Origin of the sequence: Bacillus sp. JKS001846, assembly GCF_900176455.1 — a bacterium.
Taxonomy (GTDB): domain Bacteria; phylum Bacillota; class Bacilli; order Bacillales; family Bacillaceae_G; genus Bacillus_A; species Bacillus_A cereus.
The window spans coordinates 1,952,817-1,965,194 of the sequence record NZ_FWYG01000001.1; the positions used below are offsets into that span (position 1 = coordinate 1,952,817).

The window sequence follows — 12,378 nt, forward strand, 5'->3', positions numbered from 1 at the left end:
AAGAAATGAAGTACGTGACGCTTTTACTTCAAGTAGGCGTGCTATATGTATTTAGCCTAGTGGGTACGTGGATTCAGGAAATATTCCATCTATCAATACCGGGGAATTTAATAGGGATGTTAATACTGTTCCTGCTCCTTTCCACTCGCGTTTTACCGTTAAAATGGTTTGAGTTAGGTTCGGAAAAGTTAATCGTATTTTTACCGTTATTTTTAATCCCTTCGACAACAGGGCTCATGGAATACGGGTCTTTTCTTTTCAGTAAGGGAAGTATTATATTCCTTTTAGTAGTTGCAAGTACTGTAGTAACTTTGATTGTTTCAGGGTATATAAGTCAATTATTAGTCACATCAAAAAAATAAAATCGACAAGGTGCACGATTCAAATGGTCTTAATTATTATTACTGTAGCAATTTATTTCTTGGCGACAAAGCTATATAAAAAATTTACGTTTGCATTTACGTTACCAGTGTTAACAGTTACGGCAATTATGATTTGTTTATTTTTGATTTTTGGTATTTCTCATCATGAGTATAGGGAAAATGGGGGAAACATTCTTTCAAGCTTATTGAGCCCTGCAATTGTAGCATTGGCCATACCTCTATTTAAAGAGCGAAAGATACTGATGAAAAATTTTTCATCGATACTAATCGGAGTAGTGATAGGTATAGTGGCTGTAACGAGCATGAATGTAGTGATTGGCGGAATTTTAAATATAGATAAGGAACTTATATTAACTACTTTACCACAGGTAGCGACAATGCCAATTGCCCTTTCAATAGCGGATCAAATTGGTGGTATTCCATCTATGACTTCTAGTTTTGTAGTTGTTGCAGGAATAACAGGTGCTATGATCGGACCAACAGTACTTAAGTTTTTCCGTATAACAAGTACGATTGGAAAAGGAGTTGGAATGGGCTGTGCATCACATATTATCGGTGTGAGTCGTTTAGTGAAAGAAGGCGAGAAAGAAGCGACTATCGGTTCGGTAACGATGATTGTAACTGGAATACTTATTAGTATACTAATACCGTATGGAACGAAATTTATTTTTTAAATGTAATGGAGATGATAACAATGACAACATGGTTTATAGTTACATTATTTGTTTTTGGAGCTATTAAAGTATTAGTTTCTAGCATGCCCACTTCTGTTGTAGAATCAATTATTAGTAGATTTGAATTGCATCAAAAGCTTGAGGCGGAAAATACTTCTATATCGATAGATGGAAAAAATATAGAGGGAGAAATGAAACTACAAGTTATTCATGAATTTAATGAGGCGTTGTTTTTAGATAAACATTATTTCCCGCCGCACGGAGAAGGGACACCAATAGTCATTGATACGAAGAAAGGGAGTAAAGAGATTAGATTTTCGCTATATAGCTATGAGGAACATGTTGATGTCATTAAGCAATATAAGAAGAAAGTCGTTGCCTATCGTTTACGCTCTAAAAGCCTTCAAACATTGACACCATTAGTAATAACGGAAGAGTATGCTTAAGAAGAGACCTATAATGGTCTCTTTATTTTTTTATCCAATTATATACGTTCCAAATAAAAGAATGAAAAATTATATAACCAAATAAAGAATATGTATGGTTCCAATTCGCACTATGTACAAATAAACCTAAACTTTCAGCAATCTGTTCAAAAAGGCTAGCACAAATACCGATTGAAATAATAAATGAAATTCTAGAAACTTTAGATAATTTTTTTGAAATGTGTATAAAGATAACTGTTAAAATCGGCAGTACGAACAATGTAAAAGCTATATTAACCGAAAATGTGGATGAGAAGGGCCTAGCCGGAAAGGAATATATTTGTTTATGAACAAAAAAGCCATCTAAGCAAGTTGCAATAATAGAAGAGAGAAAGATTGTAACTACTAATGCTAGAAACTCATTCTTCTTCTCGGAGGAGGACATTTTTCTTTGCGAGAATGGCGATTTCAATTTTTTCGAGTGTTTTGCAGTAGTCTTCTGTAATTTGTCCATTTATATTTTCCTCCTTATCAACTAAGTAATTTACAACTTGCCAATCGGTAAACCAATCTTCACTGTCAACTTCTTCATGCTTCATATCTCGCCATGCATAGATGAGTGCAGGGCTGTATATACGATAAGCGCCATTTCGTAACTGGCATTTCTTAATTCGGCGCTTATAAAACTCACGGGAAAAAGATTCATTTACACTTGAAAATAAATGGGGCCAGTAATCTTTCCTAGATCCTGTATGTGGATGGTGTTGAGCCCAGCTTATTATTTGAGATAAAACATGTGTATCTCGAAATAATAATGAGTACAATCTTTTTCCAATTAATATCCGTTCATGTAAGGAAGTGAAATGTTTCATTGTATCACCAAATAGTAATACTTTTTGTTTCTTATCATTTTCGTAGAATGGGAAAAGGATATGATTAAACTGAAAGAAATCAAAGAGTTTAAATCCAATACTATTTAGTACAGTCTTTTTAAATTGTACATTTTGAATTACTCTTTTTTCTAAGTAGTTTTGTTCATTAATAATAGTTGCAATTGCTAAAGTTTTTTTGTTACCTGTTTTCCAAAAATGGTTCCACATCGTTTCCATAAATGTAGAAACATTTAGGTGAGGGAGAAGGTGAAATAACTTTTGTGATCTCTTTACACTTTGTTCGTAAAGTAAAAATTGAGGGTATACATCTTGGAAAATAAGCCAATTCCCTCTTTCTAAAAAAGAAAAAAATATGAATTGATCTTTCTCTGATAAAATTCTCGTATATAAATCGCCCTTTAAATCAGTCATATTCCAACCGCCGTTACGTGATACCATATGCCCAAGCAGTGCCCAATGTATTTCTGGATATTGAATGTAAAATTGGTAGTATGCGCGTGTTCTTGTAACATTATTTTTATTTAGTTGTTCTGTTTGTATTTTTATTTTGTTGATGATGAGTTGTTCTTCTTTCGTTAATTTATACATGGTGTCAGAAGGAATAAGTTTGCTTTTTTGTTTCAATTCATTTTTTACGTCGAATAGGGAGAGAGGCAGTGCTTTGGAAGGTCCGTTATATGTATGATTTGAATTGCTTCGGTCCATTCCGTTACCTCCCTTTTTCATAAATTTAAATATGATTATTGGCTATGAATCATTCTATTTATTTTATTACGAGTATAAGAAATAAATGAGCGGTGTTTTTTTACAAGGAATTTATTTATCATGCAAACAGTATAAAAAATCTTACTGTTGAGAGATGAAATGAAAAACAGAAACTACGTTTAATAGTTTCTGTTTTTTTATTTTGTCAATTAAATGTAACAAACGACGATTATGATTTGAATCAATTGAAAATAATTCAATAAATATTATTTAAATTGAGATGTTTCGTAGGAGGAAGAAGAATGTTAAATAAAATAATTTTAATTACTGGTGGTACAGGTTCGTGGGGGCATGAACTTATAAAACAACTATTAGAAAAATCACCGAAAGAAATTAGAATTTTTTCAAGAAATGAAACGGTTCAGTTTGAAATGCAGCAACAGTTTATAAATGATGATAGGTTAAAATTTATTATTGGAGATATTCGTGATAAAGATCAACTAGTCTATGCTTGCCAAGGTGTACATTATGTGTTCCATCTTGCAGCTTTAAAACATGTTCCAGTATGTGAGTATTATCCTTATGAAGCTATAAAAACCAATATACATGGTACGCAAAATGTAATTGAAGCCTCTATACAGATGCAAGTTGAAAAAGTTATATATGTTTCAACTGATAAAGCAGCTGATCCATCAAATACGTATGGGATGACAAAAGCAATTGGTGAAAAATTAATGGTTCATGCGAATATACAAACGAAGAAAACAAAATTCATTTGTGTTCGTGGTGGAAATGTTTTAGGAACGAGTGGAAGTGTAGTACCACTTTTTAAACAACAAATTAAAAAATCTTCACAAGTAGGGATTACCGATGCGAATATGACTAGATTTTTCTTAACAGTTGAAGATGCTGTTGGGTTGTTATTTAAAGCCGTATCTCAAGGTAGAGGCGGGGAAATCTTTGTTATGAAAATGCCGGCATGTAAAATAACAGATTTAGCAGAAGTATTAATTGAAGATTCCGGAAAAGAAAATGTTAAGGTAAAAGAGGTAGGGATAAGACCGGGTGAAAAATTAAGTGAAATGCTTCTATCTGAGGTAGAGAGTAAAACAAGTATAAGTTTTGATCAAAATTATTTTGTGGTACTACCGACTATTCCTATACAAGGACTTCAACAATATTATTCAAGCTATCCTCTAGTGGATGTGAAGAGTTTTAGTTCTCAACAAGATTTACTTGCAAAACATGAGGTGAAACAAATGCTATTAAAAGGAGGGTTTTTGCGATGAAAAAAAATGCGAGCCTTTTAATAACTGGTGCAAATGGTTTCACAGGACGCCATGCTTGCCACTATTTTTTACAGCAGGGCTTTCATGTAATTCCTATGTTTCAAAATCGTGCATATGGAGAAAAAATTAGAAATGGTATTACTTGTAATTTAACTAATAAGAGCGAAGTAATGAAGGTAATGAAACAAATAAAGCCAGACTACGTATTGCATTTAGCAGGAAGGAATTCGGTTATAGAATCTTGGACAGCTGCCCTTGAATATATAGAGGTTAATGTAATAGGAACATTATATTTATTAGAAGCAATTAAGCAAGAAGCCTCGCATTGTAGAACATTAGTTATAGGATCTGCTTTGCAAGCAGATAGTATGAACGAAATAAAAATTTCAAATCCATATAGTTTAAGTAAAACGATGCAAGTTATTATTGCAGAGGCTTGGGGAGGATTAATGGATTCAAATATTATCATTGCAAAGCCCTCAAACTTAATTGGTCCAGGGGAATCGAATGGCATTTGTTCGATTCTCGCAAAGAAAATGATAGATATAGAATCAGGTAGAAGTAAAGCCATTATTGAAGTAAACAGTTTGAAAGATAGTAGAGATTTTCTAGATGTACGTGATGCGATTAAAGCGTATCATGTGTTATTACGAGATGGAATAAATGGAAAACAATATAATATCGGATCAGGAGTAAAACGATCTTTGTTAAATGTACTAGAACAATATAAAGAATTAACACAGCTAAATTTTTTTATAGAGGAAACAGAGAAAAGTGGGAGCGACTCAAATGAGAGTTTAGCAATAGAGGAAATAAAAAGGTTAGGTTGGATCCCAGAAATTGAATTTCATCAATCATTAAAAGATGTACTTGAGTATGCGAAGTGTAGTGACATCTGCATGCAATGAAAAACAAAAAAGGGTGTAAGAAATATATGAATGATTATGAAATAATAGATAATCAAAATACGCTATTTCTTTCAATTGTTGATGCGTTGGATTGGAGAGATGAAGAAGCGCATGTACTGCGTCTTTATGAGGCAATACATAAATATCAAGCGTATGTAGAAGAAAAAAGGGTTAATCAAATAAAGTCAGCATTAGAGACGGAAACTAGATATGTGATTCAAATCTTTGCTCAATACGAGTGTAGTGAGTATGGAAATGATTTTTATGAACTCATTAAAGATCTTTTACAAGATATAGAGGTGGAGTTAAAGATTTATATAAAAAATAATAATTTTATTTACATTTAAAAGGTAAATATAAAGCTAGATTTTTAATAATAAAGGTGGGTATAAGTTATGAGCAAAACGATTCTTTTTACTGGGGGCGGTACAGCCGGACACGTTATGATTAATATTGTATTAATTCCTAAATTTATAGAGAAAGGCTGGAGAGTCGAGTATATTGGATCCAAAAATGGAATTGAAAAATCATTAGTGCAAAATGTTAAATACAATAGTGTTTCAACGGGCAAGCTTAGGAGATATTGGGATTGGGGAAATTTTAAAGATCCTTTTAAAATTATACGAGGTTGTTTACAAAGTTATAAATTAATTAAGAAAACAAAGCCTGACGTTATCTTTTCAGCAGGAGGATTTGTTTCAGTTCCTGTAGCTATAGGAGCATGGTTAAATCGTGTGCCTATAATTATACGTGAACCAGATAGCACATTAGGACTTGCCAATAAAATAGCATTACCTTTTGCTACAAAGCTATGCACAACATTTCCTCAGACAGGAGAAAATGTAAGTAATGAGAAGAAGGTTTATGTAGGACCAATTGTAAGGGAAGAAATTGAGAAGGGTAACGTATTACGAGGAAGAAGATATTGTGAATTTCAGCAAGATAAACCAGTATTATTAATTATGGGTGGGAGTCAAGGTGCTAAGTGGATAAATGATATGGTAAGGGAATGTTTAGATACAATACTATTAAACTTTAATATTATTCATATATGTGGTAAAGGGAAGGTAGACCCATCTATTGGCATGGAGGGGTATATGCAATTTGAATATATAGGCGACGAGTTGCCGCATATACTAAATATGGCAAGTGTTGTAGTTTCCAGAGCGGGTTCTACTGCTATTTCTGAATTGTTATTTTTGAAGAAACCGATGTTGCTTATCCCGTTAACTAACAGTTCCAGCAGGGGAGATCAAGTTTTAAATGCTGAATATTTTTCACGGCAAGGATATGCGGAAGTTATACTCCAAGACAGAGTAAGTACGAATACATTTATACATGCAGTAAATAAGTTGTATACAAATAAGGAGAAATATATTCAAAACATGAATGGATATAAGAAAACAAATGATGAGGGAATTCATCAAATAATAGATATAATAAATGAAGTGGTGGAGTAATAGAAATGTAAATAGAAAAACAAAAGGAAAGAAGGTATCTTCTTTCCTTTTTACTATATTTGTTCAAATTCATTATTATTTATTCTAATTAGTTATGTACTATCGGTGAATGCCGTTTTCTAATAGCTCAGTAAATGCATGAATATGAATAGGTTTACTGTAATAATAACCTTGAATAAACTGACATTTATTTTTTTGAAGGAAATTTACGTGCTCTTTCGTTTCTACACCTTCAGCAATGACAGACATTCCTAATGTATTTGCTAATGTGATGATCGTTTTAATAATTTCCATTCCATCATCACATGTTTCAGACATTGTAATAAATTCTCTCGGGATTTTTAACGTATCAATTGGATACAAAGGTAAGTAGGCTAGCGAAGAATAACCTGTACCAAAATCGTCGATAGAAATGTGAATCCCTAAACTTTTTAGTGTACGCAGTTTTATCAATGTTTCTCGCTCATCCATCATTGCAATTCGCTCTGTTAATTCAAGATCAAGAGAGCTTGCTGGTAAACCTGTATTTGTTAAAGTAGAAGAAATAGATTTTACAAAATCTTCTTGTTCAAATTCTTTAGCAGATAAATTTACACCTATTTTTAAATGTGAATATCCGAGTGCGTGCCAACGTTTCATTTGCTTGCAAGCCTGCTCTAATGTCCATTTTCCTATTGAAATAATTTGTAGTGTTTCTTCTGCAATCGGAATAAACTCGTATGGAGAAATAATACCTAATTCAGGATGATTCCACCTAATTAAAGCTTCTGCACCGATAATTTTATTAGATTCACTATCAACTTGAGGTTGATACAAAAGGAACAATTCTTCATTTTGTAGTGCGTTTGGTAAATCTTTTTCTAATCGTAATCGTCTTTCAATTTTTTTAGCGATTACATCGTCATAAATAGAGACAGAGTTAAGCTCTTTTGCTTTTGCATCATACATTGCAACATTAGCGTTTTTCAGAAGTGTAGCGGTATCGATTCCGGAATGTGGATAAATAGCGATGCCGATACTCAGTGATAAAGTTAATTTATGCTCATGTATGATAAATGACTTTTTCATGCATTCAAATAATTGGTTACATAATTGGAATAAGTAATCTTCGTCAGTATAGTTTTCAATTATGATTGTAAATTCATCGCCACCGATTCTTGAAAGATGAGTATGTGATGGAAGACATGATTGGAATCGCTTTGCTACTTCTTCTAATATGTAATCTCCTGATGAATGTCCAAGTGTATCGTTAATTGCTTTAAAGCGATCTAAATCTAAATATAATAATGCAAACTCGCTTTCTGTTATTTTAGCATTTTTTATAACTCTCTTTAATTTCTTATGGAAAAAGGCACGGTTCCCAATTTTCGTTACAGTGTCATGGAATGCTAAATATTTTATTTCTTCTTGCTGTTTTTTTAGTGCAGTAATATCTTTCACCATAATATAGCTTCCTGAAATTTGTCCGTCTATTATAATAGGAATGATTGTAACGTATAAAAAATAAGTAAAGCCATCTTTATATTGAGAACTAAGTTGTAAGAATGCCGATTCTTGTTGTTTCACTTTTTCTAATGCCAATGCTAGCTTATGCTTATCTTCATCTAAAATGATCGAAAAACAAGTTTCACCTAGTAACTCATCCGTTGGTGCCCCAAGTAGTACACTCCCAGCCTTATTTACATTTAAGAATATTCCATTTAAATCAATGGTGAAGATAGGGTCAGGATGATATTCATATAATGATTTAAACTTTTGCTGTTTTTGAGAAAGAGCCTCTGATTTATGAACTAAATCAGACGTCCGTAAAGTAACTTTTTCTTCTAGTTGGGCATTAAATGCCTGCAAACGTTTTGTTAAGGAATTGTTTTGCATACGTACGATAGAATGACGAATGAGTACGAAAATAAAAGTAATACAATTTCCTGTAATGAGAGTTGAAGAGGATGTTTGTTCTTTTAATGTAAACCCGATTAGTATTGCAACAGCAAGATAGGGAAATACAACTAAAGCTTTTTTTCCTATTATAGGGTTTACAAGGAAATAATTTTTATGGCTATTATGATCTTCTGAAATAGAGCCAGCTATTGCAATAAGTAATATAGGTATTCTATATAAAAGACGTAATAATATTATAGTTTCAGTTGATAAGTGGTTATTTAAGTAAAAATAAATATAGTTAAAAGTTGCAGAACTTATTAATACAAAAATAAAGATATAAATTTTCCGTTTGGAATTAAAAATTGTTGGACGGAAAAAGAGACTAACACCTAGCAGTAGAAATAATAAATCTGCAATTGGGTATAAAAATGAAAGGAAAACATCTCCTAGTGAAAGAGCGAATATATTTAAATTTGGTTGATTAAATAAATACCATTCTAATGTGAATATGGAAGTAAGCACTATGCATATATCACAAATAAAGAACGCTTTTTCCCATTTATTGCATTCCTTTAAGATTTTATAGCAGAAAGCGATAAGACAGAAAAATAGAAAAAACATGTAAAATACATCAGAAACCGTAAAACGATGTATTGGAATTTCGAAGAAGCTATCTTGATATGTATATACTATTTTTCCTAATAAAAAACTACCAATTGCTATTGTAATACATATCCAAAACGGATTTGAACTGACTTTCTTAGAATATATAGAGTAAATCAGTGATACAAATGTAATGGCTTCAACGACAAGTGAAGCGAAGCGTACATCTGAATTTGAAAAATGAGTAGGGAACAGATAGAAAAACATAAAATAGATTGAATAGCATATCAATGTTCCAATTAATATACATAATTGTAAATTTTTATTTAATTTCAATGAAATCACCTTCTTTAATTATGCACTATGTTCGTTATATCTATACATAATAATATTATTTAAGAATTGTATCAGATTTCCTTATAAAAATCATGTTTATAAGGAAAGTGTTAAAGAGTGTAAGTATTCTTAAGGTTGAAAAAATATTGCGGTTGATAGTATAGACTGTATCAAGACTTTAAATAGAAATTGTATATTTAGTCATCCTTTGAATTGTAAAGTTTTTTTAGTGATTTGTAAGTGGAGATGCAAAATTGCATATAAAATGATGTGTATCTTTTTTTGGTGAGATTTTTATTTTTAATCTGAAAATTAACATTTGTGAAAATGTTGAGAAAGGATATAAAATAAGAACGTGTATTCTTACAGAGTGGAATAGTATTGCCACTAAATAGGGAGGCTTTTTTATGATATATCGAATTAAAGATGCAGAAATATACTATGAAATTGTGGGAGAGGGTAAACCAGTCATTATCATACATGGCTGCTCCCCTGACCATAGGTTAATGATGAAATGTATGGAATCAGTATTTCAGAAGTATGAAGGTTATAAGCGAATATATATTGATTTACCTGGTATGGGAAAATCGAATGCTCCAAATTGGATAAATAGTTCAGATCGTATAGTAGAAGTGCTTATCACATTTATTGAGGAAATCATTTCTACTGAAAAATTTTTATTGGTAGGAGAATCATATGGAGGCTATTTAGCTAAAGGTATACTTGCAAAGATGTTTGAGAGAGTTAGCGGATTACTATTAGTATGTCCTGTTGTTGTAGCGGAGCCAGAAAAAAGGATTCTTCCAGATAAACAGGTAATTGTACAAGATGAGGAATTTTTAAATACGCTCACTTCCACAGAAAGAGAGGAATTTTGTGAGTTAGCTGTAATAGCAAATGAATATACATATAAGCGATTTAAAGAAGAAATTAAGCCTGGGTTAGATGTTGTTAATGATGAATTTATTGAAAGGTTGCAAAAGAATTACTCTCTTACTATGTATTTTCAGCATGAAAAATATGAAAATCCCGTTCTTTTACTGACTGGAAGACAAGATATATCAGTAGGTTATCAAAATATTATAGAAATTATTGAAGAATATCCAAGGGCAACATTAGCAGTGTTAGATATGGCAGGGCATAATTTGCAAATTGAGCAGCCTGAATTATTTGAGAGTTTAGTAGGAGAATGGATTAGACGAACAAATCAGCACAGTTTATAAAGTATTGTAGTATTACGCCTAAGTGTTGAAATGGGATAAATGAACGTGATTTATTAACTTATCTCGCTATTTTCCTGTAAAAGCCCGATTAGTAAGGGCTAATTAAAGTTTCACTTTATAAAAAATTTTAAGGAGAAATTATGAGCACATATATTTATATGGTTAGACATGGTGAATCACCAAAACTAGAAGGAAATGAAAGAATGCGCGGGTTAACTGAGAGGGGACATATGGATGCCCGTAGAGTAACTGACATATTAAAAGCGGAGAGGATTGATACTTTTATTTCAAGTCCTTATAATCGGGCTGTGTTAACGATAGAGGAGTCAGCTAATTTCCATGAAAAAGAAATAGTAGTATATGAAAATCTTAAAGAGTGTATGTTTTCAAGTGAGGATCAGGTTATATCAGACAAAGAGGTGTATCCACTTGTACAGAAGATGTTCTCTAATCCGGACTTTGCACGAACGGAAGGAGAGTCATATGCAGATTGCCAGAGAAGAGTAGTGAAAGTATTAAAAGAAATCTTAATGGATTTTCAAGGATGCAAAATTGTAATTGGTACACATGGGCTTGTCATGACATTAATGATAAACTATTTTGATAAACAATATGGTTTTGAATTTTTAATGAATACGTCAAAACCGGATATATATAAGATGGAGTTTAAAGAAGAACAATTAATGAATGTAGAGAGATTATGGAAAGAGGAATAAAATTAGTTGCATGGATTTTGTTGTAAAAGTTACTTTTATAGCAAAGTCTTTTTTTTTGAATAGAAAGCATCTTTATCAACTATTTTTAGAATGTTAAATAAATAAGTAATTATTCAGTCTTTGAATAAATTATGGAGAAATTGGTTTAGGGAAACAATTTTAAATGTGTCAAAACTCCAAACGTTGGATTTATATTCAATAGGAGAAAAAGATGTAGAATTTTGTCTTACAGTCCCCGTTTACTTTTCATTTCATTACATATAGGCTTTGTGGTGTAAGGGAGGACATCACCTTTACACAAAATCTATAAGGAGGTCATTGTAATGAAACAGATTAAAAAGTTTGCGGGAGTTGCTTTAGCGGGGACGATTGGATTGAGTGGACTACTGTTTTTAGAACCAAGTGTAAGCGTTGCGGAAGCACAGCAAGTGAAAGTAGAAAATTTCAATATAATTGATGTAACGATGAATCTAAATGAATTGTATGTATTAAGTGGCAGAAGTATTGATATTCTTTCTGGAGATAAAGAAGCAATTCAGTTAAATAAATACACAATTAGTTTTAATAAACCTGGGAAGTATGTGATTAAAGTAAATGGCTGTATTTATGATGATGTATATACTTTTATTGTAAATGAGTAGTATATATTCTTAAATTGCGAGATAAAAACAGAAACACCCTATTTGCGATGAGAGTCGTAAATAGGGTGAATTTATTTGTATTAAGCTGTACTTTAAATATGTTCACTAATTTTCTTTTTGTTATGTAAAATATGTAAAAGTGTTAACAATGTAAATGAAATATACATCTTCACATTCAAAAAAGTTAAAATATTTCGTTTTAAGGATTATAATGGAGGGAGAAACATAAAAGGGAGTGAAT

At 31.7% G+C, this 12,378-nt stretch carries 13 protein-coding genes; 10 read left to right on the forward strand and 3 right to left on the reverse strand.

The genetic code is table 11. The annotated features are described in order from the left end of the window. Positions 1–5 precede the first annotated feature (5 nt). From B9A45_RS10635 to B9A45_RS10645, 3 genes are read left to right on the forward strand one after another with little or no spacing between them, the layout of a single operon-like run. Entirely contained in the window at positions 6–362 is a 357-nt protein-coding gene (locus B9A45_RS10635) for a CidA/LrgA family holin-like protein (RefSeq protein ID WP_000878485.1), read from the forward strand. 23 nt (positions 363–385) lie between these two features. Beyond that, positions 386–1,057 (forward strand): LrgB family protein, encoded by a 672-nt coding sequence (locus B9A45_RS10640; RefSeq protein ID WP_000242946.1) that lies wholly within the window; start codon positions 386–388, stop codon positions 1,055–1,057. Positions 1,058–1,077: 20 nt separating this feature from the next. After that, positions 1,078–1,503 (forward strand): YfmQ family protein, encoded by a 426-nt coding sequence (locus B9A45_RS10645; protein ID WP_000214645.1) that lies wholly within the window; start codon positions 1,078–1,080, stop codon positions 1,501–1,503. Between the two features lie 22 nt (positions 1,504–1,525). Here B9A45_RS10645 and B9A45_RS10650 read toward each other — a convergent pair whose 3' ends face one another. Both B9A45_RS10650 and B9A45_RS10655 read right to left on the reverse strand, forming a co-directional pair. Continuing rightward, complete coding sequence (locus tag B9A45_RS10650) at positions 1,526–1,927, reverse strand: CBO0543 family protein (RefSeq protein WP_142263096.1); 402 nt, start codon at positions 1,925–1,927, stop codon at positions 1,526–1,528. Further along, on the reverse strand, positions 1,902–3,080 hold the full coding sequence (locus B9A45_RS10655) for a DUF2515 domain-containing protein (RefSeq protein WP_000376162.1): 1,179 nt from the start codon (positions 3,078–3,080) through the stop codon (positions 1,902–1,904). The genes B9A45_RS10650 and B9A45_RS10655 overlap by 26 nt, the downstream gene beginning before the upstream one ends. A 302-nt stretch (positions 3,081–3,382) precedes the next feature. On the opposite strand from B9A45_RS10655, the gene B9A45_RS10660 reads away from it, so the two are divergent. From B9A45_RS10660 to B9A45_RS10675, 4 genes are read left to right on the forward strand one after another with little or no spacing between them, the layout of a single operon-like run. Continuing rightward, on the forward strand, positions 3,383–4,369 hold the full coding sequence (locus tag B9A45_RS10660) for a UDP-N-acetylglucosamine 4,6-dehydratase family protein (RefSeq protein WP_000932591.1): 987 nt from the start codon (positions 3,383–3,385) through the stop codon (positions 4,367–4,369). Continuing rightward, positions 4,366–5,277: an NAD-dependent epimerase/dehydratase family protein gene (locus tag B9A45_RS10665; RefSeq protein ID WP_000739083.1), complete on the forward strand. Its 912-nt coding sequence runs from the start codon at positions 4,366–4,368 to the stop codon at positions 5,275–5,277. The genes B9A45_RS10660 and B9A45_RS10665 overlap by 4 nt, the downstream gene beginning before the upstream one ends. Further along, the gene (locus B9A45_RS10670) at positions 5,274–5,624 is read left to right on the forward strand and encodes a DUF6572 domain-containing protein (protein ID WP_002101267.1); all 351 of its coding nucleotides are present in this window, start codon (positions 5,274–5,276) and stop codon (positions 5,622–5,624) included. Before B9A45_RS10665 ends, B9A45_RS10670 begins: the two co-directional genes overlap by 4 nt. 48 nt (positions 5,625–5,672) lie before the next feature. Further along, a complete protein-coding gene (locus B9A45_RS10675) occupies positions 5,673–6,737 on the forward strand; it encodes an undecaprenyldiphospho-muramoylpentapeptide beta-N-acetylglucosaminyltransferase (RefSeq protein ID WP_084064024.1) in 1,065 nt (354 codons plus the stop codon). A gap of 99 nt (positions 6,738–6,836) precedes the next feature. Here B9A45_RS10675 and B9A45_RS10680 read toward each other — a convergent pair whose 3' ends face one another. After that, a complete protein-coding gene (locus B9A45_RS10680) occupies positions 6,837–9,557 on the reverse strand; it encodes a putative bifunctional diguanylate cyclase/phosphodiesterase (RefSeq protein WP_000773555.1) in 2,721 nt (906 codons plus the stop codon). Positions 9,558–9,964: 407 nt separating this feature from the next. Between B9A45_RS10680 and B9A45_RS10685 the strand changes: the two genes are divergently transcribed. From B9A45_RS10685 to B9A45_RS10695, 3 genes are all read left to right on the forward strand, one after another. After that, positions 9,965–10,780: an alpha/beta fold hydrolase gene (locus B9A45_RS10685; protein ID WP_016111206.1), complete on the forward strand. Its 816-nt coding sequence runs from the start codon at positions 9,965–9,967 to the stop codon at positions 10,778–10,780. A gap of 140 nt (positions 10,781–10,920) precedes the next feature. Continuing rightward, positions 10,921–11,496, forward strand: a complete 576-nt coding sequence (locus B9A45_RS10690; protein WP_000109183.1) for a histidine phosphatase family protein — start codon at positions 10,921–10,923, stop codon at positions 11,494–11,496. Positions 11,497–11,819: 323 nt separating this feature from the next. After that, positions 11,820–12,137: a hypothetical protein gene (locus B9A45_RS10695; RefSeq protein ID WP_000809493.1), complete on the forward strand. Its 318-nt coding sequence runs from the start codon at positions 11,820–11,822 to the stop codon at positions 12,135–12,137. The last annotated feature ends 241 nt before the right edge of the window (positions 12,138–12,378 follow it).